The organism is Streptomyces sp. NPDC005070, from assembly GCF_053600395.1.
This window is the reverse complement of sequence record NZ_JBSFZS010000295.1, coordinates 1-3,972: the sequence shown is the minus strand read 5'-3', so window position 1 is coordinate 3,972 and position 3,972 is coordinate 1. Positions and strand designations below refer to the sequence as shown.

2 protein-coding genes and 1 pseudogene are annotated in these 3,972 nt (G+C 68.5%); all 3 read right to left on the bottom strand.

Annotated features, from left to right (window positions below):
- A partial coding sequence (locus ACWEBX_RS37945; protein ID WP_451889282.1) for a ThuA domain-containing protein occupies window positions 1–1,105 on the bottom strand: 1,105 nt, incomplete at its 3' end.
- A gap of 32 nt (window positions 1,106–1,137) precedes the next feature.
- Window positions 1,138–3,291, bottom strand: a complete 2,154-nt coding sequence (locus ACWEBX_RS37940) for an RICIN domain-containing protein (RefSeq protein ID WP_451889283.1) — start codon at window positions 3,289–3,291, stop codon at window positions 1,138–1,140.
- Window positions 3,292–3,876: 585 nt separating this feature from the next.
- A pseudogene (locus tag ACWEBX_RS37935) lies at window positions 3,877–3,972 on the bottom strand (adenosylhomocysteinase); the annotation flags it as partial.

Here is a 3,972-nt window from a genome sequence, read left to right as displayed (position 1 = left end):
TCCACAGTTGCAGCGGGGCGTTGTCGGCCGTCGAGCGGTCGGTGACATCGACGACCTGCTGCGGATCCAGTCGCAGCGTGATCCGCGTGTAGCCGCTGTCCGTCGGACGGAACTGGAACTGCTGGGCCTGTGTGCCGTTGCAGGCGTACTGCTGGAGCGCGGTCCCGTTCGCCGTCCCGGCCGAACGGGCGTCCACGCAGGTGCCGTTGCCGGAGTTGGCCAGGGAGTACCAGGCGGTCTCGGAGACGGGGTCCGCCGGCGGTACCGACGTGCCCGTCCCGCCGAGCCACTTGAGCCCGTCCAGCAGGAACCGGTTCTGCGCCGCGCTCGCGAACGTCGACGACAGCGTGGTGTTCGTCGCGTAGTCCATCGCGTTGTGGCCGAAGTTCGCGTACAGCATCCGGTACTTCGTGTTGGTCCACACGACCGGGTAATAGCCGCTGTACCAGGTCTGGTTCGGGTCGGTTCCCAGCGGGAAGCTGCTGGGGTCGACCGAGGCGAGGACGCGGATGTCCGGGTTCTGCCGCAGGTCGTTGGACCAGCCGTACCACTCGCTGACCGACGAGGTGAAGGTGGCGGGCAGGTTCACGGTCGAGGGATGCGTCCGGTCCTCGACCTTCAGGACGGCGGTCGTCGGTCCCCAGGTGTTGGACGTGAAGTTCCCGCTGCCCAGGAACTGGTTGTGGTACCAGGGCCAGCTCTGCGCGTCGGTGGTGAAGGCGGAGACATGGAAGCCCATCCAGCCGCCGCCACCGCGCATGTACTGCTCGAATCCGGCGCGTTGCGCGGCCGTCTGCGGTAGGTCGTCGAGAAACAGGACGACTTGGTACGCGTTCACGCCGCCGTTGCTCAGCAGGTCCCAGTTGTTGCTGGCCGTGTAGGTGAAGCCGTTCGCCGCGGCCTGTCCGGGGAACCAGTCGTTGGCCTCGTGGACGAAGCTGATGTGGGCCGCGTCCCAGGTGCCGTTGTAGAGGGCGAGCACCTTGAACGGGGCCGCCGTGGTGCTCGCGTGGGCGGCCGGCGGTGCCGCGAGGCCGAGCAGGGTCGCCAGCAGGACGAGGACCCGCAGGACCCCGCGCGCCGGCAGGGACTGGCTGATGCGCATCCGGTTCTCCTTCCCGTACGTGTCAGGGGTGTTCACGGGTAGCTGACGAGGTCGGCGACGTTGGTCGAGGAGTTGGACGGCCCGCCCCGGTCGTTGACGACGTGCCGGATGGTGCCCGTACCGCCGAGCGAGACGGTCACCATGTCCTTGAAGCGCACACCGGCGTTGTTCGGTGCCTCGATGGCGCGCTCGGCGGTGACAGCGGGGCTGACGTTGAAGTAGCAGTAGCTGCCGAACCCGTACACCTCGTGGCTGGTGACCGAGGGCGCGACCTTGTAGGCGGCGTAGCCCTGTGTCGAACCGTTCATCCACGCCGCCTGGCCGGGCGGGTCGTAGGGCATCTCGTTCTGGTAGAAGTACGTGCGGCCGCCGTTGCCGTTCCAGATGGTCTGGTACTTCTGGTAGTGCTCGACGAACAGGCCGTACATGGTCACGTCGTCGCCGTTCACGACCAGCCCGGTGTCGGCCGTGTTGCTGGTCCAGCCGACTCCGCTGCCGTGGTCCGCGCGCCACAGCCACAGGTGGTCGCCGATGACGTCGTCGCTGTTGACGGTCAGGCTGGTGGTGGCCTTGCCGACGCCCGCGCCGCCGACGCGGAAGAACACGTCGTGCAGGGAACTCGGGTCGGCGCCGTGGTCCGCCGAGGAGCCGCTCGGGCCCATCTCCAGCAGCTGCGCGGAGTTGGTGGTGCCCGCGTCGATCAGCAGTCCGGCGAGCTGGACGCCGTCCACGTCGGCGACCGTCATGGCGGTGATGCCGTTGTCGGGGACGAGGGTGGCGAGACCGAGTCCCAGGACCACGGTGTCGGCCCGGGTGACCCTGAGTGTCTGGTCGAGGTGGTAGACACCCGGCGTCACCAGCAGGTTCTTGCCCTGGGCCAGCGCGTCGTTCATCTGGGCCGCCGTCGCGCCCGGTTTCACGACGAAGAAGTCGGACAGCGGCAGGGACGTGCCCGCCGGAGTACCCGAACTCCAGCTCGTGCCGGTGGAGTTGGTGCGTACGGACGGGACGAACACCTTCCAGGCGCCCGCCGTGTCGACGTACAGGAAGGGCTTCTCGCGGGAGACCGGTGTCTGGCCCACCGTCGTGTACGGGGGGTTCGGGAAGCTGTTCGCGGGGGCGTTCCTGGCGCCGACGAAGACCATGTTCCAGTTGGAGCCGGTCCAGTTCGACCATTCGGTGTTGCGCGACAGCCACTGCTGCTGCGAACCGGAGTTCACCTGACCGTCGATCTTCGTGTCGGCCATGTAGCCGCCGCTGGACCAGCCGCCGTCGTCCAGTGCCAGGTTGCCGCGCAGATGCATGCGCCGGTAGGGCGCCGCCTGTGACACCGCCCAGCGGTCCGTCCCGGACGTGGGGGTGACCGACAGGTTCTCCGCCGAACGCCAGAAGTTCTGGGTCGCGTTGCCCTGGAACCAGTCCGCCTCCGCGTGCACCGCGCCCCGGATGCTGACGTCGTCCGGGGACAGGCCGAGGCCCGCGACCTGGGTGTAGAAGCCGACGTTCGCGTCGGCGCCGTAGGTGCCGGGCTTGAAGAGGAAGGCCTTGCGGGCGGTGCCGAACTGGTTGGTCTGCTGCTGGGAGAAGGCTGCGTCGAGGCTGCTCTGGATCGTCGCGGCAGGGGTCGACGGGTCGAAGACGGTGACGTTCGGGCCCAGGTCCGGTGTCCCGGGCGGCTGTTGCGTGTCCACCGCGTTGACATAGAAGGACTGCGCCGCCGTGCCGTTGCAGGTGAACTGCTGGAGCTGGGTGCTGTCGGCGGTGGAGGCGCCGGGCACGTCGAGGCACTTGCCGCTGCCCCGGTTGACGAAGTGGTAGGTGCCGCCGGCCTCCGCGACTGCCTGCCACTGCTGGTTGGTGCCGCCGCCGTACGTCCAGAGCTGGACGGGCGCGCCGTCCGCTGTCGAGACGTCGGTGACGTCCCAGGCCTTGGTGGTGTCGGCCCGGTTGTCGGCCTGGGAGTACCCGCTCGACGTGGCGGCGAACCGCCACTGCTGGGCCTGGCTGCCGTTGCAGGCGTACTGCTGGACCGCCGTGCCGTCGGCCGTTCCCGCGGCGCGGGCGTCGACGCACTTGCCGCTGCCCGCGTTGACCACGGTGGCCCAGCCGGCCGGCACCGCGGCGGCCTGCGCGAGTGCGGTGTCCGGGGCGGCGGCGCCCTGCGCCGTGGCCGTCAGACCCGACATCGTCGTCGCCACGAGCGCGGTCACCGTCAGCAGCCTGGCCGTTCGATGGCGCCCGGAGTCTCTTCGGGATCCGGGCAGGGGGAATCTGGACATGCGGGACACTCCTGAACTGGGTGGGGGGTTCATGTCCGTGAACACAGAATGCATGCGTGGAGGTGGGGCGATCGGTGAACCTAAAGGTCTGCACCAAAGACGTCAAGACATGAAACAAAGAACGCCGTCAAATCACGTTCAAACACGAGGAGTTGAAGGTTCGCGGATGGAGGGCGCTTGAACTCGACTCCACGGAAAGGGTGTTCACCTGCCTGATGTCTCCCGCCTCCGCGGTGCCCGGCGGTTCACTTCTTGAAGGCCCGTCGCACGCGCCGGAGGGCGGCGTGTCGGGTGTGGGGTTCCTTACAAGGCGATGACATGACGGCGAACCGCTCCCGCCCCACCCGTATCTCAGGGCACTCTGGTTCCGGGTCGGTGGCTCCTGTCCTGGAGAGACTCGGAAATCCACCGGCCACCGCGCCGACCGGCATCGCCGGTTCGTGTCCTGCGGCAAGGGAAGCGGCAGCCGCGGTACGCCGAGGCGCAGCCCCTCGCGTACTCCCTGCGGATCGACATCAGGCCGGGCATCTCGTGCTCGGCGAGGGTGATCTCCTTGCGGCCGAACTCGGCCAGAGAGAGATCGGCGAC